The organism is Cupriavidus sp. 05T313, assembly GCF_056396665.1.
In genome coordinates this window covers 1-23,846 of the sequence record NZ_JBFTLX010000094.1, presented here as the reverse complement: position 1 = coordinate 23,846, position 23,846 = coordinate 1, and the positions used below count along the sequence as shown (strand labels likewise).

Sequence of the window (23,846 nt, the reverse complement as noted above, 5' to 3'; positions counted from 1 at the left end):
CGCCGACATCGTCATCACTACCGCGCTGATCCCGGGCCGCCAGGCGCCGGTGCTGCTCAAGGAAGAGACGGTGCAGGCGATGAAGCCGGGCTCGGTGGTGGTCGACCTCGCCGCGGCGCAGGGCGGCAACTGCCCGCTGACGGTGGCCGACGAGGTGGTGGAGCGCCACGGCGTCACGCTGATCGGCCACACCAACCTGGCCAGCATGGTGGCGGCCGACGCATCGGCGCTCTATGCACGCAACGTGCTCGACTTCCTCAAGCTTGTCATCGACAAGGAAGGCCAGTTCACGCTGAACCTGGAGGACGATATCGTCGCCGCCTGCCTGATGTGCAAGGATGGCCAGGTGGTCCGCGGCGCATCCTGAAGCGACAGCGGGCCCGCCGCGGCCCGGTCGCTTTAGAATGGTGCCAGGCGGTTCCGGCCAGGTGCACGGTAGCGCGCCTGCTRCTATCGGCCGGTACGGCCGGCACCCAGCCCCGGAACCATTCCAAGTGGCCCGTCAGGACTCAATTCCAAGGGCTTTCCTGCAAGCTCATCCAGCATCAACCAAGGACGTATCACCCATGCAACGCATCATGCTCCGCGCCAAGCTCCATCGTGTCACCGTGACACAGGCGGACCTCCACTACGAGGGATCATGCGGCATCGACGAGAATCTGCTCGAAGCGGCCGACATGAAGGAGTTCGAGAAAATCGAGCTGTACAACGTCAACAATGGCGAGCGTTTCTCCACCTACATCATCAAGGGCGTCCGCGGCAGCGGCGAGATCTCGCTCAACGGTGCGGCCGCGCGGCGCGCGCACCTGGGCGACCATCTCATCATCTGCACCTACGCGCCGATGAGCGACGAAGAGATCGCCACCTACAAGCCGAAGATCATCCTGGTGGACGACAACAACGCCATCAAGGAAATCAAGAAGGTGTAAGCGGATGAGGACATCGCGCCGGGAGCCAACGCCGGTGCGATGCCCGCATCCGGCATGCCATTTACTGATTCAGCCGTACCGTCGCCCCTGGGCTGAAGGTACCCGGGCGAAAGACGACAACGCGGCACCAGGCGGGGCATCGATGCAATAGGCGCTCACAGGCGCCTGGCCAGGCAAAAGAACACGGGATAACCGCGCAGCAAGGCATTCAAGCAACGGAGGAGAAGTCGATGGAAATGGTGAACCACACGGTGATCAACCTGATCATCTTCGTGCTGGCGATCTACGTGGGGTACCACGTGGTCTGGACGGTCACGCCCGCCCTGCACACCCCGCTGATGGCCGTGACCAATGCAATCTCGGCCATCATCATCGTCGGCGCCATGCTGGCGGCCGGCCTGACCGAGGGCCCGGTGGGCCGCACCATGGGCACGCTGGCGGTGGCGCTCGCCGCGGTCAATGTGTTCGGCGGCTTCCTGGTGACGCAGCGCATGCTGGAGATGTTCAAGAAGAAAGAACCCAAGGCCAAGGCCGGCAAGGGCCATGAGGAGGGCGCCAAGTGAGCATGAACCTCGTCACCCTGCTCTACCTGCTGGCCTCGGTGTGTTTCATCCAGGCGCTCAAGGGCCTCTCGCATCCCAGTTCCGCGCGGCGCGGCAATGCCTTCGGCATGATCGGCATGGCCATCGCCGCAGTGACCACGCTGGTGCTGATCGCCAAGCTCAAGAGCGAGTTCCTGGCCATCGGCGCGGGCCAGTCGTCGGTCGCCGAAGGCATGGCGCTGATCTTCGGTGCGCTGGTGGTTGGCGGCGGCATCGGCGCCTACGTGGCAAGAAAGGTCGAGATGACCAAGATGCCTGAACTGGTGGCCGCCATGCACTCGCTGATCGGTATGGCCGCGGTCTGCATCGCGGTGGCCGTGGTGGCCGAGCCGTCGGCATTCAGCATCACGCCGCCGGGCTCGCACGATATCCCGTTTGGCAACCGCATCGAGCTGTTCATCGGCTGCTTTGTCGGCGCCATCACCTTCTCCGGGTCGGTGATCGCCTTCGGCAAGTTGTCGGGCAAGTACAAGTTCCGCCTGTTCCAGGGTGCGCCGGTGTCCTTCGCCGGGCAGCATCTGCTGAACCTGCTGCTGGCGGTGGCCATGATCGGCTTCGGCATCATCTTCTGCCTGTCGCAAGACTGGCTGCCCTTCCTGCTGATGCTGGCGATCGCCTTCGTGCTGGGCGTGCTGATCATCATCCCGATCGGCGGCGCCGACATGCCGGTGGTGGTGTCGATGCTGAACTCGTACTCGGGCTGGGCGGCSGCSGGYATCGGCTTCTCGCTSAACAAYCCGATGCTGATCATYGCCGGCTCGCTGGTSGGCTCSTCCGGTGCCATCCTCTCGTACATCATGTGCAAGGCGATGAATCGCTCGTTCTTCAACGTGCTGCTCGGCGGCTTTGGCGGGGCGCCCGCGGCGGCCGCTGCCGGCGGCCAGGCGCAGCGCAACGTGAAGTCCGGGTCGGCCGACGACGCGGCCTTCCTGATGGGCAATGCCGAGACCGTGATCATCGTGCCGGGCTACGGCCTGGCGGTGGCGCGCGCGCAGCATGCGCTCAAGGAACTCACCGAGAAGCTGGTCGAGAAGGGTGTGACGGTAAAGTACGCCATCCATCCCGTGGCCGGCCGCATGCCGGGCCATATGAACGTGCTGCTGGCCGAGGCCGAAGTCCCTTACGACCAGGTCTTCGAAATGGAAGACATCAACAGCGAGTTCGGCCAGGCCGATGTGGTACTGGTGCTGGGCGCCAACGACGTGGTGAACCCGGCCGCCAAGACCGATCCCGCCTCGCCGATCGCCGGCATGCCCATCCTGGAAGCCTACAAGGCCAAGACCATCATCGTGAACAAGCGTTCGATGGCCGCGGGCTACGCGGGCCTGGACAATGAACTGTTCTACATGGACAAGACCATGATGGTGTTCGGTGACGCCAAGAAGGTCGTCGAGGACATGGGCAAGGCCATCGAGTAAGCCAGCCGCAAAGGACGGAGACGGGCCCGCGCCTGTCTCCGCCGTCACCCCGGCGCGACACAGTCGCGCTTTTTTTCTGCCCCACCGCATGCCGGTTGCATGGAAGCGCGGGCACGCTATACTGATTTCCGGTCGCCGGCCATGGCACGCACGCCGGTCATCCGAACAGGGCCAGGTGTAGTCCAGCGCGGTGGGCCGCCCCGAACCGATCCGTCCCCGGCCTTGCCGAACCGGATCCCCAGCCGCGCCAAACCATCCGCCCGCCGTGTCCGCCGACACCGGAGCCGAAAGCAACATGACATTCAACCCCCAGGACAGGAATCTGTCGGTCTTCCATCACCCGATCCTCACGGTGCTTGTCGACGACAGCAAATCGTTTATCGACAGCCTGGCGTTCCAGATGGATCCGTCGCGGCCGGTGGTCACCTTCACCGATCCGCGCGAGGCGCTGCAATGGATCCGCGATACCTACACCACACGCTTCACCGGCTTCCTGCCGGTACGGGTGACGCATGACGACCTGACCTTCCTGACCGAGCGGCGCACCGTGCAGCTCGACATCGACCGCATCTACCGGCAGATCCACGACCTCAATCGCTTTGTGCAGCCGGGCGTGATCGTGGTGGATTACTCGATGCCGCAGATGAACGGACTGGAGTTCTGCCAGGCCCTGCAGGACCTGCCGTGCAAGACCATCCTGCTGACCGGTACCGCCGACGAGGGTATCGCCGTGCAGGGTTTCAACCACGGCCTGATCGACCGCTACGTCAAGAAACACGACAGCAATATGGTGGAGCGGCTGGACCAGGAGATCGACGCGCTCCAGCAGCAGTATTTCGCCACCCTCTCGCGCACGCTGCGCGACCTGCTGACGCGCCACTCGTTTTCCTTCCTGTCGGATCCGGCGATCTGCGAGCGCGTGCGGCAGATCACCGCGCGCTACGGCTTTGTCGAGTACTACCTCTACCCCAACCCGGCCGGCATCCTGATGCTGACGGCACAGGGCCAGGCCACGCTGATGGTGATCGAGACGCGCGCCGGACTGATCAACCAGGTGGAATCCGCGGAAGCCTACGATGCACCGGCGGCCCTGATCGAAGGGCTGCGTGAGGGCCGCATCGTGCCCTTCTTCTGGCCCGGCAACGGTATGTACACCCCGGCCTGCATCGACTGGGAGCAATACTGCCTGCCGGCCGAGCACTGCGAAGGGCGCGAGGACTATTTCTACGCGCTGTTCGACCTGCCGCGCCATTTGCTGCAGGAACCGGTGGTCAGCTTCCAGGGCTTCCTGGAGGACTTCGCCCGCCACCCCGAACGCGTGACCGGACGCGCGCCACGCTAGTGAGCAAAGCGCCGCGAGACCGGAGAGGCTCGCCCTCCGGTCCCGCGCTCGTCAGGCCGAAGGCTGGGCCGGCGCGTTGCGGTTGCCGCCTCGCACCATGTCGAAACGGAACAGCCGGCATTCGATATTGCCGTTGTAGAGCGGCGTACGGCGCGATTCCTTGAGCCGCAGCCGGCGCGGCAGCGACAGGTCGCCCGTAAACACCCATGCCTGCCAGCCCGCGAAATGCTGCTTGAGCGTGGTGGCGAAGGCGCTGGCGAACTGGTTGGCGGCCTCGTCGTCGATCTCGTCAACAGGCGCTTCGTCCAGCGGCCGGCGGCGTTCTCCCCGTACCGCGATCCGCTCGCCATAGGGCGGGTTCATCAGCAGCAGGCCGGAGGCAACGAACGGCGGTTGCGCGAAACGCGCATCCACCTGCTTCAGGCGTACCTCGCCCGGCAAGCCGGCGCGTTCCCAGTTGGCCTGCGACATGGACAACATGTCGGTGGAAATATCGCTGCCCGCGATCTCCAGGGGCTCGGACGCCACGCGTTTGCGCGCCGCCTCCTCGTCGTCCCGCGCAGCCGCTTTCAATGCATTCCAGGTCTTGATGTCGGCCCCCTTGAGGCGCTCGAAGCCAAAACCGCGGGCGGCGCCGGGCGCCAGGCCCAGTGCCACCTGCGCGGCCTCCACCAGGAAGGTGCCGCTGCCGCACATCGGATCATAGAACGGGCGTTCGGTCTGGCCGGGCACCCAGCCGGCCAGGCGCAGGATGCCGGCGGCCAGGTTTTCCTTCAGCGGCGCCTCGCCTTTCTCCAGGCGCCAGCCCCGCTTGAACAGCGGATCGCCCGAAGTGTCGAGATACAGCGTGCAGTCATGCTCCGTCAGGTGGGCATAGAGCCGCACGTCGGGATTCACGGTGTCCACGCTGGGACGCTCGCCCAGGCGCTCGCGCATGGTATCGCAAACACCATCCTTGATCCGCAGCGCGATGAAGTTCAGGCTCTGCAGTGGCGAGCGATGCGAGGTAACGTCCACCCGCAGCGTCTCGTCCGGCGAAAACCACTGATCCCAGCGCTGGGCGCGCACCAGGTCGTAGATATCGTCCTCACGCCGGTAGCCCCGGTTGGCCACCCGCATCAGCACCCGGCTGGCAATGCGCGAGTGCAGGTTGACGACGTAGGCCGCAGGCATCTCGCCGGAGAAAGTGACGCCACCCGGCATTTCGCGATGGACCTGGATGGGTGCGAGCTTGGCCAGTCCGGGCCGCGCCGCGATCTCGTGCAACTCTTCGGCGAGTGCGCTCTCAAGGCCGCGCGGGCAGGAGGCAAAAAAGGCTTGGGACATGGCTTGGGAATTCCTGCAAACAAAAACGTCCGCCGTGGCGGACGGGGTCGGATAGCGCGCAGTGTACCGCGCCCGGGACTTCAGGTCGCCGCGAGCGCGCGATCGAGGAAGTCGAGACGGTCCTGGCCCCAGTAGGGCTGGCCCTCATAAACGTACCACGGCGCGCCGAACGCGCCAGCGGAAATCGCATCCTGCGTGTGCTGTGTATATGCGGCCTGCACTGCCTGGGCATCGCTCGCCTTGAGCAGCGCCGCGCCATCCAGCCCGATGCCGTCGGCCAGCTGAGCCAGYGTGGCGGCATCGGCGATATTGCGTTGCTCGGCCCACAGCGCGCGGCCGATGACGCCAACCAGTTCCATCGCGCGGGTGGTGCCGTGCGCCAGTTGCACGGCGATCAGCAGCTTGCTGGCGGCATCGCCGGAGACCGGGAAAAAGGCCGGCTGCGGGTTGAGCGGCACGCCCAGGAATTCGCTCCAGCGGGCCAGTTCGATCAGGCGGTAGGCCTGGCGCTGCGGCGGCCGCTGCGCCAGCGGCAAGCCGCCCGAGACGGAGAACACGCGGCCCAGGTCGCAGGGCTTGAGATTGACCTGCGCGCCATGCCTGGCCGCGATTGCGGCAAAGCGCTCGTGGCCAAGGTAGACGAAAGGCGATTGCGGGGTGAGGTAGTAGTCGACCTGCTTGCTCATCATGTCCTCTGGACGGGGTGTGGGGCGAGACAACGGCGCCTGGAACGAGGGGGAATACGAAGTGGATACGATACGGGAAAAACGCCGGAACCTGCCGGACGGCGCCCGTCAGAACGGCTTGACCACCACCAGGATCACCACCGCCAGCAAGACCAGCACCGGCAACTCATTGAACCAGCGATAGAAGGTATGCGAACGCGTATTGCGGCCGCCTTCGAACTTCTTCAGCAACACGCCGCAGCCATGGTGATAGCCGATCAGCACCAGCACCAGCGCCAGATTGGCATGCATCCAGCCCTGGCCCGGACCGCGCCCGATGCCGTAGCCGACATATAGCCACAGCCCGAACACCAGCGCGGGCACCGCCAGCATGGTCATGAAACGGTAGAGCTTGCGTGCCATCAGCAGGAGGCGCTGCACGCCGGCAGGCTCGCGCTCCATGGCGAGATTGACGAAGATGCGGGGCAGGTAGAACAAGCCGGCGAACCAGGAAACGACGAAGACGATGTGCAGCGCTTTGACCCAGAGCATCAGGCGTTCTTTTGTGGTTGGGTTCCCGCGGGAACGGTGGGGATGCGAAACGGAAGCCGCCGGCGATCGCCGGCGGCGGGCCAGGACCAGCCGCATGGCCAGCCCTGCCCTTGCCCGCTCAGGTACGGATCTCGCCGTGCCCGAACACCACGTATTTCAGCGAGGTCAGGCCTTCCAGCCCAACCGGGCCGCGCGCGTGCAGCTTGTCGTTGGAGATGCCGATCTCGGCGCCCAGGCCGTATTCGAAGCCATCGGCAAAGCGGGTCGATGCATTGATCATCACGCTGGCCGAGTCGACCTCGCGCAGGAACCGCATGCCGGCGCTGTAGTTCTCGGTGACGATGGAATCGGTGTGCGCCGAGCCGTAGGTATTGATGTGCGCAATCGCCTCATCGAGCCCCGCCACGGTGCGGATCGCCAGCACGGGGGCCAGGTATTCCAGGCGCCAGTCTTCCTCGGTGGCATCGGCCAGGCCGGTGAAGCCGGCGGTTTCCAGCGTGGCGCGGGTGGCGGCRCAGACGCGCAGCTCCACGCCTTTTTCCTGGTAGATGCGGCACAGCGGCGGCAGCACCGCGGCCGCGATGTCGCGCGCGACCAGCAGCGTCTCCATGGTATTGCACGGTGCGTAGCGCTGGGTCTTGGCGTTGTCGCAGATGCGCACCGCCTTTTCCAGGTCGGCGGCGGTATCAATGAAGACGTGGCAGATACCGTCCAGATGCTTGATCATCGGCACCCGGGCTTCTTCCATCAGCCGTGCGATCAGGCTCTTGCCGCCACGCGGCACGATCACGTCGACGTATTCGGTCATGGTGATGAGCCGGCCCACGGCGGCGCGGTCGGTGGTCGAGATCACCTGCACCGCTTCGGGCGGCAGGCCGGCGGCGGCCAGGCCCTCGGCCACCAGGGCGGCCAGCGCGGTGTTGGAGTCGATGGCTTCGGAACCGCCGCGCAGGATAGTGGCGTTGCCCGACTTCAGGCAGAGCGCGGCGGCATCGATGGTCACGTTGGGCCGCGACTCGTAGATGATGCCGATCACGCCCAGCGGCACGCGCATCTGTCCCACCTGGATGCCGGTGGGGCGGAATTTCATATTGCTGATCTCGCCGATCGGGTCCGCCAGCGCGGCGATCTGCTCGAGGCCGGCGGCCATGGTGTCGATGGCCTTGTCAGACAGCGTCAGGCGGTCGATGAAGGCAGCGTCCTGGCCGTTGGCGCGGGCACGCTCGACATCGCCGGCATTCACCGTCTTCAGGTGGGCGGCGTCGCGACGGATGGCCGCGGCGATGGTCAGCAGCGCGCGATTCTTGTCGGCGGTGGAGGCGCGCGCCATGGCGCGCGAGGCGGCGCGGGCCTGCTGGCCAACGCGGTCCATGTACTGCGTGAGATCGAGCTCGTTCATATTCCTGGCCAGGCGATCCGGCCCTCAATGCTTGGTTTCTTGTCGGCAACGGCTGGCAAAATCCTGCAATGCAGGCAGATGCGAACCGTCGCGCGCTGCTGCGCCGCCGCTTACCTGGCGATGGTGAGTGCCAGTTGCAGCAGGCCATCCCAGGGTTCGGCCGGCATGCCTTCGGCGCGCAGGCCCTTGACCTGCCGGTCCAGTTTGGCGGCCATCCCCAGTGCGGATTCGAGTTGCGCCAGCGAGAGGCGCTGCGCGGCCTGCGGTACCAGCTTCTCGCGCACGCCCCAGACACGCAGTTCGCGCATCAGGACGCCGCTCGGCTTGCCTGCCGCCAACCCTTGCCGGACCTTGGATAATACGCGAATTTCCTCGGTCAGCRCCCACAGCACCAGCACCGTGGCCTCGCCCTCGCCGCGCAGCCCTTCCAGCATGCGCACCAGCCGCGGCACGTCGCCGCCGAGCATGGCTTCGGAGAGCTTGAAGACGTCGTAGCGGGCCACATTGAGCACCGCATCGTGCACCTGCTCGAAGGTCAGCGAGCCGGCGGGATAGAGCAAGCCAAGCTTCTGGATTTCCTGGTGGGCGGCCAGCAGGTTGCCTTCGACCTTGTCGGCGATGAACTGCAGCGCCCTGCGCCCCGGCTCGCCGGGCTCAACGCGCTGCTGCTGCAGCGCGAGCCGCTCGCCGACCCAGGCCGGCAGCCGGCTGCGGTCGATGGAGTCGACCTTGATTGACACCCCGGCGGCGTCCAGCGCCTGGAACCAGGCCGATTTCGCCGTAGCGAAATCCAGCCGCGGCAGCGTGATCAGCATGACCACGTCCGGCGAGGGATGAGCGGCCACGGCGCGCAGCGCCTCGCCACCGTCCTTGCCGGGCTTGCCGGAGGGAATCCGCAATTCGACGATCTTGCGGTCGCCGAACAGCGACATCGATTGCTGCGCCTGGACCACCTGACCCCAGTTGAAGCCACGTTCGGACGACAGCACCTCGCGCTCCGTGAAGCCGGACTCGCGCGCCGCCTGGCGCAGGCGGTCGACCGCCTCCAGCACCAGCAGGTGCTCGTCGCCGTGCACCACGTAGAGCGGCGCCAGGCCGCGTCCCTTGGCCGTGCGCAGGTGCGCTTCGAGTCCGTCGAGCTTGAGCTGCATGCGGTGCGCTTGTTCCTCTGTCCTTGCCGTGTCGGGTTCTCTGGGCGGCGCTTGCGCGCGGCTCAGATCGTCTTGACCGCGCTCAGCCGGCGAATCAGCTGCTGCACGATATCGCGCTGCATATCGCGGTAGAGCTGCTGCTCTTCGTAATCCTTGGCCAGCGCGTTAGCTTCGTTGTAGGTCAGGTCACGCGTGAGCACCAGTTGCGAAGGCGCGATCAGCTCCTGGCCCCCAGCATCGCGCAAGCGGAAGGTGAAGCGCTGCGTCAGGCGGTATTCGCGCACCACGCCGGCAGTGGTGATCGACAACACGGTCTTGGTACGCGTGTCCTGCAGCACATCGAGCAAGGCATCCGCGTCTTTCGGATCAGACACGATCTGCGTGTCCGAGCCGTTGCGGATGGCGCGGCGCAGATCGGAGCCCATCAGCGTATTGGCCGGAATGCTCAGGTAAAGCCGCTTGAAAGCAAAATCCGCATTGCCGCGCATGTGAAAGCCGCAGCCGCCCAGCAGGCTGGCCGCCAGCAGCGCGGCCAGGACCTTGCGGCGGCCCTGCCTCGGTCGATCCAGCTTCTGTCCATCCATATGGGCAGCTCCCTTGTAGGCTTGGTCAGCGCTCTTTAAAGCACCACGTTGACGAGGCGGCCCGGGACCACCACGATCTTCTTCGGCGCAGCGTCGTTGGCGAACTTGGCAACGATCTCGCTGGCGGCGGCCATGGCCTCGATGGCGGCACGATCGGCATCCGCCGGCACCGTCAGGCTGCCGCGCACCTTGCCGTTGACCTGCAGCACCAGTTCGAGCTCGCTGCGCACCAGCGCGGCTTCATCGACCTGCGGCCAGGCGGCGTCGAGCAGGTCGCCGTACTGCGTGGCGTAGCCGAGCTCCTGCCACAGCCCGTGGGTCACGTGCGGCACCACCGGGTACAGTACGCGCAGCAGGATGCCGAAGCATTCGCGGCGCGCGGCCGGGGAAGCCTGCTTGGCGTCCTCCAGCGCGTTGAGCATCTTCATGGTGGCGGACACCACGGTGTTGTACTGGATGCGCTGGTAGTCGTAGTTGGCCTGCTTGAGCACGCCGTGGATCTCGCGGCGCAGCGCGCCATCGGCGTCGCCCGACGTCGCGGCATTGCCGGCCGCGGCAATCGCCCCGGCATTGGCATAGCCGTAGTTCCACACGCGGCGCAGGAAGCGCGAAGCGCCTTCCACGCCCGAGCCGCTCCACTCGAGCTGCTGCTCGGGCGGCGCGGCGAACATGACGAACAGGCGCGCGGTGTCGGCGCCGTACTGGTCGATCAGCGCCTGCGGGTCGATGCCGTTGTTCTTGGACTTCGACATTTTCTCGACACCGCCGATCACCACCGGCTGGCCGTCGGCCTTGAGGACGGCGCCCAGCGGGCGGCCGCGCTCATCGGTGCTGACCTCGACCTCGGCCGGGTTGTACCAGGTCTTCTTGCCGGCCGCGTCTTCGCGGTAGTACGTGTCATTGAGCACCATGCCCTGCGTGAGCAGGTTGGTGAACGGCTCATTGAACGTGACCAGGCCCATGTCGCGCATGACCTTGGTCCAGAAGCGGGCGTACAGCAGGTGGAGGATCGCGTGTTCGATGCCGCCGATGTACTGGTCCATCGGCATCCAGTAGTCGTTGCGGCCGTCGACCATGGTGGCCGCATCCGGGCAGGTATAGCGCATGTAATACCAGCACGAATCGATGAAGGTATCCATGGTGTCGGTCTCGCGACGCGCCGGCTTGCCGCACGACGGGCAGGTGCACGCGAGGAAACGCGGATCCTTGGCCAGCGGGTTGCCGGTGCCGTCCGGCACCAGGTCTTCGGGCAGCACCACCGGCAGGTCCTGCTCGGGCACCGGCACCACGCCGCAGTCCTCGCAATGGATCAGCGGGATCGGCGTGCCCCAGTAACGCTGGCGCGAGATGCCCCAGTCGCGCAGGCGCCAGGTGATCTTCTTCTCGCCCAGGCCCTTGGCGCCGAGGTCCGCGGCAATGGCTTCCACCGCCGCCTGGTAGCCGAGGCCGTCGTACTTGCCGCTATGGATACAGGTGCCGTGCTCCTTGTCGCCGTACCATTCCTGCCAGGCTTCAGTCGAGAAGGCCTGGCCCTTGACGTCGACGACTTGCCTGATCGGCAGGCCGTACTTGTTGGCGAAGGCAAAGTCGCGTTCGTCATGCGCGGGCACGCCCATCACGGCGCCGTCGCCATAGCTCATCAGCACATAGTTGCCGACCCAAACCTCGACCTGCTCGCCGGTGATGGGGTGCACCACCTTCAGGCCGGTGGGCATGCCCTTCTTTTCCATGGTCGCCATATCGGCTTCCATGACCGAGCCGTGCTTGCACTCGTCGATAAAGGCGGCCAGCTCGGGATTGGCGGCGGCGGCATGGGTGGCGAGCGGATGCTCGGCGGCGACCGCGCAGAAGGTCACGCCCATGATGGTGTCCGCGCGCGTGGTGAACACGTAGAGCTTGCCGTCGCCGATCAGCTTACCGTCATCGTCGGCGATGGCATGCGGGAAGGCGAAGCGCACGCCCACGCTCTTGCCGATCCAGTTCTGCTGCATGATCTTGACGCGCTCGGGCCAGCCCAGGCTGTCGAGATCGCCGAGCAGTTCCTCGGCGTAGTCGGTGATGCGCAGGTAGTACATCGGGATCTCGCGCTTTTCAACCAGCGCGCCCGAGCGCCAGCCGCGCCCGTCGATGACCTGCTCGTTGGCCAGCACGGTCTGGTCGACCGGATCCCAGTTCACCGTACCGGTCTTGCGATAGGCAATGCCCTTTTCCAGCATCTTGAGGAACAGCCACTGGTTCCAGCGGTAGTAGTCCGGGCTGCAGGTGGCAACCTCGCGCGACCAGTCGATGGCCAGGCCCATCGACTGCATCTGGCGCTTCATGTAGGCGATGTTGTGGTACGTCCAGGCCGCCGGCGCCACGCCGTTATTGAGCGCGGCGTTTTCCGCCGGCATGCCGAACGCATCCCAGCCCATCGGCATCAGCACGTTGTGCCCGTTCATGCGCAGGTGGCGCGCCATCACGTCGTTGATGGTGTAGTTGCGCACATGCCCCATATGCAGCTTGCCCGACGGGTACGGCAACATCGAGCACGCATAGAACTTGGGCTTCTCGCTGCCGTCGGCCAGCTTCGCCTCTTCCGATACGCGGTAGGCATCAATGGCTTGCCAGTGTTGCTGGGCGGCTTGTTCAACGGCTGAGGGAAGGTATTTGTCTTGCATATTCAGGACAACGGCAACTGCGTTGGCGTGCGAAAAGCGTGGAAAAGATAAGCGGCGGGCTGCCTTGCGGCGCCCGCCTGCGCTGGAACGGCGAAAGTGCCGATTATAACCGTCGGGGCTGACGTCGCAGGACGGACCCGGCGCCTTACTTCAGGCCCAGTACGTCCTGCATGTCGAACAGGCCGCTGGGCTTGTCGGCCAGGAAGCGCGCGGCGCGCAGCGCGCCGTCGGCATACGACTGGCGGCTGGACGACTTGTGCGTGATCTCGATGCGCTCGCCAATGCCGGCGAACATCACGGTGTGGTCGCCCACGATGTCGCCGCCGCGCACGGTGGCAAAGCCAATGGAGTTGGGATCGCGCGGGCCGGTATGGCCTTCGCGGGCAAAGACGCCGCAGGTATTCAGGTCGCGGCCCAGTGCCTTGGCCACCACCTCGCCCATCGCCAGCGCCGTGCCGGACGGCGCGTCCACCTTGTGGCGGTGGTGCGCTTCGATAACTTCGATGTCGTAGCCCGATGAAAGCAGCTTGGCGGCCACTTCCAGCAGCTTGAAGGTGGCGTTGACGCCAACGCTCATATTGGCGGCGAACACTACGCCGATACGCTTGGCAGCCTCGGCCACGGCGGCGCGGCCGGCGTCGTCAAAGCCAGTGGTGCCGATGATCATCTTCACGCCAAGGCGCGCCGCCACCGCCAGGTGCGCCAGCGTGCCCTCCGGCCGTGTGAAGTCGATCAGGCAGTCGGCACCGGCGAGGGCGGCTTCGATGTCGGCGGTAATCGTCACGCCGGTCGTGCGGCCCAGCAGCAACCCGGCATCCTGGCCCAGGGCCGGCGCGCCGGGCACATCCAGCGCACCAGACAGGGTCACGCCTTCAGTGGCGAGTACGTGTTCGATCAGCATGCGGCCCATGCGGCCGGAGGCACCTGCGATGGCGATATTCATGGCGTGTCAGCAGTCAAAAATAAGCCGGCCGCGTGGGCGGCCGGCATTGTCGGGCCAAACGGGTCAGTGGGTCGGGCTGGCAGCACCGGTCTCCGCGGCAGCCGACGATGCGGCCGCCTCGACGGACTTGCCTGCCGCCGGAGCGGTGGCGGCATCGGCTGGAGCGGCGGCTTCATTGGCCGCCGCGACGGGGGCGGCCGGGGTTGCCGCGGCATCGGAGGCCGGAGCGAGCGCATCGGTTTGCGGCTTCGGCGTCACTGCCTTGCCTGCCTGCATCGCTTTCATACCGTCGATTTCGGCGATCAGCTCGTATTCGGACGGCAACTCGTCACCGCCGAACTTGACGAGCTTGTCGCCATCGAAGAAGACCGTATAGCGACGTTGTTGCACCACCGGCGTATTGCCACGGCGGAACGAGAACACGTAGTCCCAGCGGTTGCCATGGAACACATCGGTCAGCAGCGGCGTGCCAAGCAGGAACTTGACCTGGTCGCGCGTCATGCCCTCGCGCAGCTGCGCGGCGGCTTCGCGCGAGACAAAGTTGCCTTGCACAATGTTGATACGATACGGCGTGATCGCGTTGGCGACCTTGCGCGACGTATTGTCATAGGTGGAGCACGCTGCCGTTAGCAGGGCAGCAGCCAGCACAGTAGTAACCAGCGTCGGACGCATGGCGGACGAACGGAATGAACGCATGTATCTCGCTTCTAGAAGGGAGAGAAAAGTGCCGATCCAGGCTCTAACGGGATATACCACGAGCCGGCTGCGGCGATAGAGCATCGCGAGCGCAGCCCAGGGAGGGTGGCCGCACCCCAGGTAACCGCCGGGGCGACTTTTGCCGCCAAAACCCTTATGATTCAACTATCCAGACATTGTACTCTAGGGAGTCACGCCCATGCCGAGTCCGGCGGACCTCAAAAATATCGGTCTTAAAGCGACCGTACCGCGCCTGAAGATCCTCGAGATCTTTCAGACCAGCGAGCAGCGCCACCTGAGCGCGGAAGATGTCTATCGCATCCTGCTCAACGAACAAATGGACATTGGCCTCGCTACCGTCTATCGCGTGCTGACTCAATTCGAGCAGGCGGGACTGCTGTCGCGCAACAACTTTGAATCCGGCAAAGCCATCTTCGAACTGAACGAGGGCAAGCACCACGACCACCTCGTGTGCATCGACTGCGGCCGCGTGGAGGAATTCTACGATTCCGAAATCGAGCGCCGCCAGCAAAGCATCGCCAGCGAACGCGGCTTCGCGCTGCAGGAGCACGCACTGTCGCTGTACGGCAACTGCACCAAGACTGACTGCTCGCACCGCCCGAAGCGTTAGCGCGCCGGCCACGACAACATAAAAAAACCGGCGCTCGCGCCGGTTTTTTTATTCTCAGGCCAATCTCAGGTTTCCTGCCGGTCCTGTTCGGCAACGATATGCAGGCCGCGCGCGGTGGCCGGCACGCCGACGAATTCGCCCACGACCTGGCGGAACAGCCCGCGCGCCCACACCAGCATGGGGTGGGTGTTGCGGCTGCGGTGCCAGAACATGTTCAGGCCCAGCGTGGTATTGAGCTCGGCCGGCAAGGGGAAGGCCTTGAGCCCATAGGTCTCGCAGGCCATGTCCTTGGTCAGCGCATTGACCGTGAAGATCATGTCGGTCTGCGCGGCCAACTCGGATTGCGCGCGCCAGGAATGCACCGTCAACGTTGCATTGCGCTTCAGTCCGCGCTGCTGCAGGGCGTAGTCGAGCGGGATCAGCGACGGCGCCGGGCGGCCATTGCCGCCCGAGTGCGCCATGAAGATATGCCCGCAATCGAGATACTGCTCGAGCGTGCAGGTGCCCTTGAGCACCGGATGGTTCTTGCGCGCACAAACCCAGAGGTTGAGCGAGGTAACCATCTCTTCCACGATCTCAGGATGCCGGGTCGGGAACGGCGAGAACGCCAGATCCAGCTCATTGCCGCGCATGGCGGCAACATCCGACTCCCAGGAATGCGATTCAACCAGCTTGATATGCAGTTCCGGCGCCAGTTGCTTGATGCGCAGGATGAAGCGGTTGAAGACCGTATCGCCCAGTTCGGCTGCAAAGCCGATATTCAGGGTGCCGGTGGCTACCGCGGGATCGAAGTTATCGGCGTCGCCCTCGTTGATCGAGGACCACAGATCCAGCATGTCGCGAATCTTCGGGCCCAGTTCCAGGGCTCGCGGCGTCGGCGTCAGGCCGTGCGGCACGCGGATGAAAAGAGGATCGTCAAAGATCTCGCGCAGGCGACCCAGCGAATGCGAGACCGCGGGCGCGGTCATATGCATTTTTTCCGCGACATAGGTCGCGTTTCGCTTGCTGAGCAACTCGGTAAAAATCACGAGCAGCTTGGTATCCACATTCACCATGATCTCGCCCAGGTTGGATTGGAGACTGCGAATGACTGGATCGTCACTTGCATTGGCTGCAAATCAGTATTTTCTAGCACTTTAGCAGTGTAAGAGCAAAGGCGGGAACGGAACAGGTATTCCGGGCCCGCCCTGGCTTTCCGGCCTGTGCGGATCCGCCTGCACACAGGCGGACAAAAAGCGGCATTCCGTGGAATGCCGCTTTTCTCGGCGCTAGCCAATCTGTTCCGACAAAGTTACTTGGCGACCACGCGGGCCATTTCCAGTACCTTGTTGGAATAGCCCCACTCGTTGTCGTACCAGCTCACGATCTTGACGAAGGTCGAGTCCAGCGCGATGCCGGCTTCCGCGTCGAAAATCGAGGTACGCGCATCGCCGCGGAAATCGGTGGCGACCACCTTGTCTTCGGTGTAGCCCAGCACGCCCTTGAGCGCGCCCTGGCTCTGCGCCTTCATTTCGGCGCAGATCTCGGCGTAGGTTGCGCCCTTTTCCAGCTCAACGGTCAGGTCGACCACCGACACGTCGGAGGTCGGCACGCGGAACGACATGCCGGTCAGCTTCTTGTTCAGCTCGGGGATCACCACGCCCACTGCCTTGGCGGCGCCGGTGCTCGACGGGATGATGTTTTCCAGGATGCCGCGGCCACCGCGCCAGTCCTTGTTGGACGGGCCGTCAACGGTCTTCTGCGTGGCGGTGGTGGCGTGCACGGTGGTCATCAGGCCGCGCTTGATGCCCCATTTGTCGTTCAGCACCTTGGCGACCGGCGCCAGGCAGTTGGTGGTGCAGCTGGCGTTGGAGATGATCGCCTCGCCCTTGTACGTGTCGTGGTTCACGCCGTACACGAACATCGGGGTGTCGTCCTTCGACGGGGCCGACATGATCACCTTCTTGGCGCCCGCGTCGATATGCTTCTGCGCGCCTTCCTTGGTCAGGAAGATGCCGGTGGACTCGATCACCACGTCGGCGCCGATCTCGCCCCACTTCAGTTCGGACGGGTCCTTGACGGCGGTCAGGCGGATCTTCTTGCCGTTGACGATCAGCGTGTTGCCGTCGACCGACACTTCGCCGTCGAAGCGGCCGTGCACCGAGTCGTACTTCAGCATGTAGGCCAGGTAGTCGGGCTCGAGCAGGTCATTGATGCCAACGACTTCGATTTCCTTGAAGTTGGCGGCGGCTGCGCGGAACACCATGCGCCCGATGCGGCCGAAGCCGTTGATGCCGATCTTGATGGTCATGTTTATCTCCTGAGTAGGCTAACGATCGATGGATGCGGGAAAGCGTCTGCCGGCCCGCGCGGCCAACTCGACCGCTGCTCGGGCCGGGGAATACCTGTTACTGACCGAGCGTGTCGCGCACGGTGCGCACGACGTTCTCGACCGTGAAGCCGAAGTGCTTGAACAATACGCCAGCGGGAGCCGATTCGCCGAAGGTGTCGATGCCCACCACGGCCTGGACCTGGTATTTCCACCAGAAATCCGTCACGCCGGCTTCCACCGCCACGCGCGGCACGCCTGCCGGCAGCACCGATGCCTTGTAGGCGGCATCCTGCTTGTCGAACACCGTCGTCGCCGGCACCGAGACCACGCGCACGTGCACGCCGTCGGCGGCCAGCTGGTCGGCAGCGCCCACAGCCAGGCCCACTTCCGAGCCGGTGGCGATGATCACGGCATCCGGACGGCCGGTCCTGGCATTGGTGCCGTCGCGCAGCACATAGCCGCCGCGCGCGATATTGGCGCGGGTCGCATCGTCGCGCTTCTGGAACGGCAGGTTCTGGCGGCTGAAGATCAGGCAGCTCGGCCCATTCTCGCGGCGCACGGCCTGGGCCCAGGCCACTGCGGTCTCGGTGGTGTCGGCGGTACGCCACACGTCCATGTTGGGGATCAGGCGCAGGCTGGCAACGTGTTCGATCGACTGGTGGGTCGGGCCGTCTTCGCCCAGGCCAATGGAGTCGTGGGTGAACACGAACAGCGTGCGGATCTTCATCAACGCCGCCATGCGCAGCGCGTTGCGGCTGTAGTCCGAGAAGGTCAGGAAGGTGCCGCCGTAGGGAATGTAGCCACCGTGCAGCGTGATGCCGTTCATGATGGCGCTCATGCCGAACTCGCGCACACCGTAGTTGATATGGTTGCCCCAGGCATCGGCGCGCACTGCCTKGCTGCCCGACCAGTTRGTCAGGTTSGAGCCGGTCAGGTCGGCCGAGCCGCCCAGGAATTCSGGCAGCACCGGGSCGARSGCCTCGATGGTGTTCTGGCTGGCCTTGCGGGTGGCGATCGTTTCGGCCTTTTCCTCGCACTTGGCCAGGAATGCGTCCACGGCAGCGTCGAATGCGCCGGGCAGCTCGCCACGCATACGGCGCTGGAATTCGCCGGCTTCATACGGGAAACGCTCGGCATAGGCCTCGAACAGCGCGTTCCAGGCCTTCTCCAGCGAACCGCCGCGGGCCTTGCCATCCCATGCCGTATAGACTTCGGCCGGCAGTTCGAACGGTGCGTGGGCCCAGCCCAGCGCTTCACGCGTGGCCAGGATCTCAGCGCCGCCAAGCGGCGCACCATGCACATCGTGACCACCTTCCTTGTTGGGCGCGCCCTTGCCGATCAGGGTACGGCAGCAGATCAGGGTCGGACGATGGCTGAACTTGGCTTCGGCGATGGCTGCGTCGACGGCGGCGGCATCATGGCCGTCCACCGCGCGAATCACATTCCAGCCATAGGCTTCGAACCGCTTCGGGGTATCGTCGGCAAACCAGTGCACGACATCGCCGTCGATCGAGATGCCGTTGTCGTCCCACAGCGCGACCAGCTTGTTCAGTTTCAGCGTACCGGCCAGCGAACAGGCTTCGTGGCTGATGCCTTCCATCAGGCAGCCGTCGCCCAGGAACACATAGGTGTGGTGATTGACGATATCGAAGCCGGGACGGTTGAATTCCTCGCCCAGCAGGCGCTCTGCCAGCGCCATGCCGACTGCGTTGGTGAGGCCCTGGCCCAGCGGGCCGGTGGTGGTCTCGACGCCCGGCGTGATGGCGTATTCCGGGTGGCCGGCGGTCTTGCTGTGCATCTGGCGGAAGTTCTTCAGCTCTTCCAGCGGCAGGTCGTAGCCGGTCAGGTGAAGCAACGCATAGAGCAGCATCGAGCCGTGGCCGTTGGACAGCACGAAGCGGTCGCGATCAGCCCACTGGGGGTTGGTCGGGTTATGCTTCAGATGGCGGCCCCACAGCGCCACCGCGATATCCGCCATACCCATCGGCATGCCTGGGTGGCCKGAATTGGCCTGCTGGACGGCGTCCATGGCCAGGACGCGGATGGCGTTGGCCATGAGTTGGACGGGCTGCGAAGCGTGCGGACTGGCGGCGGGATGAGCGAGGTGAGACATGCGGCGGGAACCTGGCGGCGGGAAAAGCGCGATTTTACCAGAAGGAAAGGCCGAATCCGGGCACCCGGCGGCCCCGGCCGGCGGCCATCTGCAATGGACCGAATGGCTCTCCCCCGGCATCGGCACCACCCTGGGCCAGATTCGGCTGCTGGCGGCGGTGCGCTCGCCGTACCAGCAGATCGAGATTGGCGAGAATGCCCGCTTTGGCCGGATCTTCCGCCTCGATGGCCGCGTCATGTGCGCCGAAGCGGATGCCTTTATCCAGCATGAACTGATGGTGCACCCCATGGCCGTGGCTCATGGCGCGGCACGTTCGGCGCTGGTGGTCGGCGGCGGCGACGGCGGCTCGGYGCGTGAACTGCTGCGCCTGCCATTCATGCGCGAAGTGGTGGTGGCCGAACTCGATCCGGAGGTCGTGACGCTGGCCCGGGCCTGGCTCGATGGTATCCACCAGGGCGCCTTCGACGATCCGCGCGTGCACCTCGCCATTGGCGATGCCTTGGGCTTGATGGAAGCCTTCGGCCGTGCCGGGCGGCGGTTCGACCTGATCGTGTTCGACCTTACGGAGGCCGACGATGGCAGCCCGGCGGCGGCCCTCTTCTCCGCCCACGGCCTGCAAGCCGCCAGGCGCTGCCTGGCGCCGGGCGGCGCGCTGTCCCTGCAACTCGGCCCGCCGGAGCACCGCCCCGACCCGGTTCGCGTGCTCTGCGCAAGATTGCGCCAGTGCTTCGCCCAGGTCCAGCCCCTCAGCGCCTTTATCCCGGTGCACGGTGCATCATGGGCCATCGCGCTGGCCAGCGACGCGCTGGACGTGCGCGGCACCGGCACCGCGCTGCTCGGCGAGCGGCTGCGCGCCTGGAAACTGGAACGGACCCTGCGCTGCTACCACGCGGCGCTCCACCCGGCCTTGTTCACCCTTCCCCGCCACCTGCAAGCGCTTTTCGACAGCGCCGGCGCACCCGCGTAAGATGCTCATTCGCACCGCGAGTCTTGCCGCCGCGGCAAGCCCCGCGCGGCTTCCCGTAACCAGGAGACGATCATGACAAGACCGGCCAACACCCCCTGGCTCACGCCCTACCTGACGGTGGGCAACGGGCGCAGCGCGCTCGACTTCTACCACCGCGCCTTCGGTTTCAGCGCGGGGAACGTGGTCGACGAAAACGGTGTGCCGACCCACGCCGAGATGCACTACCGGGGAGAACTGGTGGTGATGTTCGCGCCCGAAGGCGCCTGGGGCAGTACCGCGCGTACGCCCAGCTCGCTCGGCGTCGAATGCCCGCAGACGTTCTACGTGTACTGCGACGATGTCGATGCCATGTACGCGCGCGCTGTCGCCGCCGGCGCGGTCAGCCTGATGGCGCCCGACGACCAGTTCTGGGGCGACCGCTATTGCATGGTCAAGGATCCCGACGGTTACCGTTGGGGATTCGCCAAACCGTTGGACAAGGCCGCCGGCGAAGATAAGGACGGACCCACCTGATGCCGCCGCGCTTTTTTATCGATTCCGCTCTGGCCACCGAGACCGACATGCCACTGCCCGAAGCGGTAGTGCGGCATGTCCAGGTACTGCGGCTCAACCCGGGCGACGACATCACCCTGTTCGACGGGCGCGGCGGCAGCCATGCCGCCACCCTGGTCGAGATTGGCAAGCGCCATGCGCTGGCGCGAATCCGCGACCACGATCCGTCTGAGGCCGAGCCACCCTTCCGCGTCACGCTGGCGCAAGGACTGGCCGGCGGCGACAAGATGGACTGGCTGATAGAGAAAGCCGTCGAGCTCGGCGTGGCGGCGATCCAGCCGCTGCAGGCGGCACGTTCGGTGGTCCGGCTCTCGGCAGAGCGCGCGCAGAAGCGCCACGCGCACTGGCAGGCGCTGGTCGAGGCGGCATGCGAGCAATGCGGACGCAATCGCTTGCCCGAGGTCGCACCGGTGGCTAACTTGGAATCATGGCTGGGGCTGCAGGCGAACCCGGCGGCGGCCCGGGGCGCACGGTTGCTGATCACGCCGCGCGCCTCGCAGTCGCTGGTATCGTTTGCCGCGGAGCAGCGTGGCGCGCTGCTGGACACCGGCGTGACGCTGCTGATCGGACCGGAAGGCGGACTCGCGCCGGACGAGGAAGCTGCGGCGCTGCACGCAGGTTTCACGGGCGTGTCACTCGGGCCGCGCATCTTGCGTACCGAGACTGCCGGGCTCGCTTGCCTGGCCGTGCTCAACGCGGTATTGGGCGGATTTTGACGGCATCCGGGCTATCCCGGCCCGGCGCCACACTCACCGGAAGGAGTCGATCATGGGACTACTCGATAGCGTGCTGGGCGGAGTGCTCGGGCAGCGCGGCGGCGGCGAAAGCGGCGCTGGCGGCCTGAACCCGAAGATGATGATGGCGCTCGGGCTGCTGGCCATGCTGGCGATGCGCCATAAAGGCGCCGAAGGCAGTCCCGGGGCGGAACATGATCCGGCCGATCCGGCCGCCGGCGTCGGTGGACTTGGCGGGCTTGGCGGCCTCGGTGGGTTGCTCGGCGGGCTGTTGGGTGGTGCGGGTGGCGGCGCCGCGGCTGGCGGCGCGCCTGGTGGCCTCGATCTCGGCGGATTGCTGGGCGGCCTGCTTGGAGGCCAGGGGCAGCAGGGCGCTGGCGACGCGCCCGCACTGGGCGCGGCGGCGGGCGGCATCGGCGCCTTGCAGCAGGTCCTGGCGCAGGCTGGCCTGGGCGAGCAGATCAATTCCTGGATCGGCACCGGGGCCAATCAGCCCGTCTCGCCGTCCGCGCTGGCCGGCGCCCTCGGCGGCACTGGCGCGCTGGAGAGCCTGGCCAATTCGACCGGCATGTCACAGGATGATGTAGCCGCCCACCTTAGCGAAGGTTTGCCGGAACTGATCGACAAGCTCACGCCGCAAGGCCAGATGCCGCCGGCGGCATAACACCGGCGCCGCGCCGGCAAAGCAAAAGGCCCGCTGCAAGCGGGCCTTTGTCATCCTGTTTTTCCTGTGGGCGGCGGGCGCTCAGGCGAAAGAGTAGAACACGCGGAACTGCACCTTGCGCTCGGCCCAGAACTCGGCAGCGTCGCGGAAGACATCGAGCAGGACCTCGCGCCCTTCCTTGTCGAATTTCTGCGCGATGGGCAGGCCTTCCAGCACGATCACGAAACCGGGCTGCGCGCCCGCCTTGTGGATCAGGTCGGTCAGGCAATCGGCCAGCGCATCGAAATTCTTCCCGAAATGCTTGGGAAACAGGAAATTGGTGGCGATGGTTTCCAGCACCTCTGCCTTGCTCTGGCAGTGCGCGCAGTTCGCGTAGAGGAAATGCTGGCCCAACTCCGCCGCCGCCTGTGCAAGCTCGGGCACGCGAAACGCGCGAATCGACTGGACGATGTTCGGACGCACCGTCTTGAACAGGTTCATGGCTCCCTCTTGGCTGCCGTCAGTGCCGGCTGCGGGAACGGGTGCGAGCGGCGGTTGGTGCGAGAGCTCGTTGCGAGGCATCATCAACACGTTGTCGTAAAGATTCTGGGCCTGGGTCTGGGCCCGGTGCCAGCCATCTCCGGCGCCGCGCTCTTCGCGGGCGGCAAGGGCGTCGCCCAATCCGAAAATGTCAGTCATCATTTGGCTATCCGTTTGAAACTGTTGTAGTGGTCGTCCGTGTAATAACAGTCGCTGGTGGCGCGTTGATCACCGCCACATACGATCCGCCTTGCTCCTCGATTCCGGCTGTTTGTTTTCACCGTGTATTCGCGGTAATAACCGCGCGACCTTTGCGGCAGGACGCGCTCGTAGTTGCCGAACCTCGAACCATCCTTGGCGTAGAGAAACGGGCCACCCGCTTCGATACGTTCCAACGTCAACTGTGCCTCGTTGGGCAACTGCTGTACCGCGATGGTTCCCGTGCCATCATCGATCGCCTGACGCGCCAGCACAGGCTGGGCCAACGCGCACGAAACCGCCACGCCTGCCAGCACCCGGCTTGCCACTCGCGCCAGACCGGCGGCTGAAATCCATTGTGATGCGCGCTGCGTCAAAGGAATCTGGGAACCCACGTTGCTTGTCTTGATCTGGGGGCGCCAACAAAATTGGCAAGGGATCGTTGCGCGGCTGCCACGCCACCTCAACTGCCCTTTGTGCCTGCACCCCGGACGGCCTGCGCGAATACCGGCGGCATCGTTGCGAGTAACGAGCGCCTACTTCAAAGGCATAAGGTTACGCCCATGCCAATAAATAATCAATCCCCGCCCCCCAGGCGGGTGGAAAACTTCAATTGTTTCAATGTGTTAATAGGATGTGTGCACACACTGACCACCTCGCGCGAGCGATAAAAAAGCCGGGCAAGCCCGGCTTTTCAAGACTGACAGCGGCTTAGCGCTTGGCGGCCGCGTCAACCACCACCAGCGACGTCATATTGACGATACGCCGCACCGTCGCCGACGGCGTCAGGATGTGCACCGGCGCCTTGACCCCGAGCAGGATCGGTCCGATCGCCACATTGTTGCCCGCCGCGACCTTGAGAAGGTTGTAGGCGATGTTTAGGCGATGTT

24 protein-coding genes and 1 pseudogene are annotated in these 23,846 nt (G+C 65.3%); 10 read left to right on the top strand and 15 right to left on the bottom strand.

Features of this window, described 5'->3' with window-relative positions:
• The 5 genes and pseudogenes from AC1DKD_RS20505 to AC1DKD_RS20485 all read left to right on the top strand — a co-directional run.
• A pseudogene (locus tag AC1DKD_RS20505) lies at positions 1 to 367 on the top strand (NAD(P)(+) transhydrogenase (Re/Si-specific) subunit alpha); the annotation flags it as partial.
• 199 nt (positions 368 to 566) lie between these two features.
• Positions 567 to 929 carry an aspartate 1-decarboxylase gene (panD, locus tag AC1DKD_RS20500; RefSeq protein WP_276288797.1) on the top strand — a complete coding sequence of 121 codons (363 nt, stop codon included), beginning with the start codon at positions 567 to 569 and terminating at the stop codon, positions 927 to 929.
• Positions 930 to 1,159: 230 nt separating this feature from the next.
• Positions 1,160 to 1,492, top strand: coding sequence for an NAD(P) transhydrogenase subunit alpha part 2 (locus AC1DKD_RS20495; protein ID WP_045240719.1), 333 nt, complete (start codon positions 1,160 to 1,162; stop codon positions 1,490 to 1,492).
• Between the two features lie 2 nt (positions 1,493 to 1,494).
• Positions 1,495 to 2,949: an NAD(P)(+) transhydrogenase (Re/Si-specific) subunit beta gene (locus AC1DKD_RS20490; protein WP_276288801.1), complete on the top strand. Its 1,455-nt coding sequence runs from the start codon at positions 1,495 to 1,497 to the stop codon at positions 2,947 to 2,949.
• A gap of 295 nt (positions 2,950 to 3,244) precedes the next feature.
• Positions 3,245 to 4,291 carry a response regulator gene (locus AC1DKD_RS20485; RefSeq protein ID WP_428180365.1) on the top strand — a complete coding sequence of 349 codons (1,047 nt, stop codon included), beginning with the start codon at positions 3,245 to 3,247 and terminating at the stop codon, positions 4,289 to 4,291.
• Positions 4,292 to 4,342: 51 nt separating this feature from the next.
• On the opposite strand, the gene AC1DKD_RS20480 is transcribed toward AC1DKD_RS20485, so the two are convergent.
• The 9 genes from AC1DKD_RS20480 to AC1DKD_RS20440 form a co-directional block, all read right to left on the bottom strand.
• Positions 4,343 to 5,617 carry a THUMP domain-containing class I SAM-dependent RNA methyltransferase gene (locus tag AC1DKD_RS20480; protein WP_477104540.1) on the bottom strand — a complete coding sequence of 425 codons (1,275 nt, stop codon included), beginning with the start codon at positions 5,615 to 5,617 and terminating at the stop codon, positions 4,343 to 4,345.
• 80 nt (positions 5,618 to 5,697) lie between these two features.
• Entirely contained in the window at positions 5,698 to 6,303 is a 606-nt protein-coding gene (locus tag AC1DKD_RS20475) for a 2-hydroxychromene-2-carboxylate isomerase (RefSeq protein WP_441635136.1), read from the bottom strand.
• 108 nt (positions 6,304 to 6,411) lie between these two features.
• Positions 6,412 to 6,834: a CopD family protein gene (locus AC1DKD_RS20470; RefSeq protein WP_477143641.1), complete on the bottom strand. Its 423-nt coding sequence runs from the start codon at positions 6,832 to 6,834 to the stop codon at positions 6,412 to 6,414.
• Positions 6,835 to 6,952: 118 nt separating this feature from the next.
• Entirely contained in the window at positions 6,953 to 8,233 is a 1,281-nt protein-coding gene (locus tag AC1DKD_RS20465; RefSeq protein ID WP_441635123.1) for a glutamate-5-semialdehyde dehydrogenase, read from the bottom strand.
• Positions 8,234 to 8,343: 110 nt separating this feature from the next.
• Entirely contained in the window at positions 8,344 to 9,384 is a 1,041-nt protein-coding gene (gene holA, locus AC1DKD_RS20460; RefSeq protein ID WP_477143640.1) for a DNA polymerase III subunit delta, read from the bottom strand.
• 62 nt (positions 9,385 to 9,446) lie between these two features.
• Positions 9,447 to 9,968 carry an LPS-assembly lipoprotein LptE gene (locus AC1DKD_RS20455; protein WP_477104539.1) on the bottom strand — a complete coding sequence of 174 codons (522 nt, stop codon included), beginning with the start codon at positions 9,966 to 9,968 and terminating at the stop codon, positions 9,447 to 9,449.
• A 35-nt stretch (positions 9,969 to 10,003) separates the two neighbouring features.
• Entirely contained in the window at positions 10,004 to 12,628 is a 2,625-nt protein-coding gene (gene leuS / locus AC1DKD_RS20450; RefSeq protein WP_477143639.1) for a leucine--tRNA ligase, read from the bottom strand.
• 145 nt (positions 12,629 to 12,773) lie between these two features.
• A complete protein-coding gene (gene dapB / locus AC1DKD_RS20445; RefSeq protein WP_441635115.1) occupies positions 12,774 to 13,571 on the bottom strand; it encodes a 4-hydroxy-tetrahydrodipicolinate reductase in 798 nt (265 codons plus the stop codon).
• 63 nt (positions 13,572 to 13,634) lie between these two features.
• Entirely contained in the window at positions 13,635 to 14,267 is a 633-nt protein-coding gene (locus AC1DKD_RS20440; RefSeq protein ID WP_441635113.1) for an outer membrane protein assembly factor BamE, read from the bottom strand.
• A 199-nt stretch (positions 14,268 to 14,466) separates the two neighbouring features.
• On the opposite strand from AC1DKD_RS20440, the gene fur reads away from it, so the two are divergent.
• A complete protein-coding gene (gene fur / locus AC1DKD_RS20435; RefSeq protein ID WP_045240729.1) occupies positions 14,467 to 14,898 on the top strand; it encodes a ferric iron uptake transcriptional regulator in 432 nt (143 codons plus the stop codon).
• A gap of 65 nt (positions 14,899 to 14,963) precedes the next feature.
• On the opposite strand, the gene AC1DKD_RS20430 is transcribed toward fur, so the two are convergent.
• From AC1DKD_RS20430 to tkt, 3 genes are all read right to left on the bottom strand, one after another.
• Positions 14,964 to 15,953 (bottom strand): LysR family transcriptional regulator, encoded by a 990-nt coding sequence (locus AC1DKD_RS20430; protein WP_045240730.1) that lies wholly within the window; start codon positions 15,951 to 15,953, stop codon positions 14,964 to 14,966.
• 236 nt (positions 15,954 to 16,189) lie between these two features.
• Positions 16,190 to 17,188, bottom strand: a complete 999-nt coding sequence (gap, locus tag AC1DKD_RS20425; RefSeq protein WP_045240731.1) for a type I glyceraldehyde-3-phosphate dehydrogenase — start codon at positions 17,186 to 17,188, stop codon at positions 16,190 to 16,192.
• Between the two features lie 97 nt (positions 17,189 to 17,285).
• Positions 17,286 to 19,322: a transketolase gene (tkt, locus tag AC1DKD_RS20420; RefSeq protein WP_477143638.1), complete on the bottom strand. Its 2,037-nt coding sequence runs from the start codon at positions 19,320 to 19,322 to the stop codon at positions 17,286 to 17,288.
• On the opposite strand from tkt, the gene AC1DKD_RS20415 reads away from it, so the two are divergent.
• From AC1DKD_RS20415 to AC1DKD_RS20400, 4 genes are all read left to right on the top strand, one after another.
• On the top strand, positions 19,321 to 20,289 hold the full coding sequence (locus AC1DKD_RS20415) for a spermine/spermidine synthase domain-containing protein (RefSeq protein WP_477143637.1): 969 nt from the start codon (positions 19,321 to 19,323) through the stop codon (positions 20,287 to 20,289). The genes tkt and AC1DKD_RS20415 overlap by 2 nt on opposite strands.
• 72 nt (positions 20,290 to 20,361) lie before the next feature.
• Positions 20,362 to 20,802, top strand: a complete 441-nt coding sequence (locus tag AC1DKD_RS20410; RefSeq protein WP_441635104.1) for a VOC family protein — start codon at positions 20,362 to 20,364, stop codon at positions 20,800 to 20,802.
• Positions 20,802 to 21,557 (top strand): 16S rRNA (uracil(1498)-N(3))-methyltransferase, encoded by a 756-nt coding sequence (locus tag AC1DKD_RS20405; protein ID WP_441635102.1) that lies wholly within the window; start codon positions 20,802 to 20,804, stop codon positions 21,555 to 21,557. The genes AC1DKD_RS20410 and AC1DKD_RS20405 overlap by 1 nt, the downstream gene beginning before the upstream one ends.
• 52 nt (positions 21,558 to 21,609) lie before the next feature.
• Positions 21,610 to 22,239, top strand: coding sequence for a YidB family protein (locus AC1DKD_RS20400; RefSeq protein ID WP_441635100.1), 630 nt, complete (start codon positions 21,610 to 21,612; stop codon positions 22,237 to 22,239).
• 81 nt (positions 22,240 to 22,320) lie between these two features.
• On the opposite strand, the gene AC1DKD_RS20395 is transcribed toward AC1DKD_RS20400, so the two are convergent.
• The 3 genes from AC1DKD_RS20395 to AC1DKD_RS20385 all read right to left on the bottom strand — a co-directional run.
• Positions 22,321 to 22,920 carry a barstar family protein gene (locus AC1DKD_RS20395; protein WP_045240736.1) on the bottom strand — a complete coding sequence of 200 codons (600 nt, stop codon included), beginning with the start codon at positions 22,918 to 22,920 and terminating at the stop codon, positions 22,321 to 22,323.
• The gene (locus tag AC1DKD_RS20390) at positions 22,917 to 23,261 is read right to left on the bottom strand and encodes a ribonuclease (RefSeq protein ID WP_441635134.1); all 345 of its coding nucleotides are present in this window, start codon (positions 23,259 to 23,261) and stop codon (positions 22,917 to 22,919) included. Before AC1DKD_RS20390 ends, AC1DKD_RS20395 begins: the two co-directional genes overlap by 4 nt.
• Positions 23,262 to 23,667: 406 nt before the next feature.
• A partial coding sequence (locus AC1DKD_RS20385) for a phosphate acyltransferase (RefSeq protein WP_477143642.1) occupies positions 23,668 to 23,846 on the bottom strand: 179 nt, incomplete at its 5' end.